The sequence below is a fragment of the Magnetospirillum fulvum MGU-K5 genome (assembly GCF_000442515.1).
GTDB classification, from domain to species: domain Bacteria; phylum Pseudomonadota; class Alphaproteobacteria; order Rhodospirillales; family Magnetospirillaceae; genus Phaeospirillum; species Phaeospirillum fulvum_B.
The window spans coordinates 1-228 of sequence record NZ_AQPH01000178.1; the positions used below are offsets into that span (position 1 = coordinate 1).

Here is a 228-nt window from a genome sequence, read left to right on the forward strand (position 1 = left end):
TCGCGGTATTTGGTCGAGGTGTCGCAGATCGAGCCGAAATTGAGGTCGGTGAACTTGATCCCCCAGCCCACGCCGTCGGGCATCAGGCAGCGGGCATCGCTTTTGATCTGGCCCTTGATCTTGTCGAGGTTGGGGATCGGCAGGGTGATGTGGGTGATCTTGCCGATCGCGTTCGACACCTCGTCCATCAGGCCGGAGATCTCGTTCAAGAAGCTGACCTGCTGCTTC

The 228-nt window shown here is 59.2% G+C and carries 1 pseudogene; it reads right to left on the reverse strand.

What is annotated here, in order from left to right:
• A pseudogene (locus tag K678_RS17455) lies at window positions 1-209 on the reverse strand (hypothetical protein); the annotation flags it as partial.
• Window positions 210-228 lie beyond the last annotated feature (19 nt).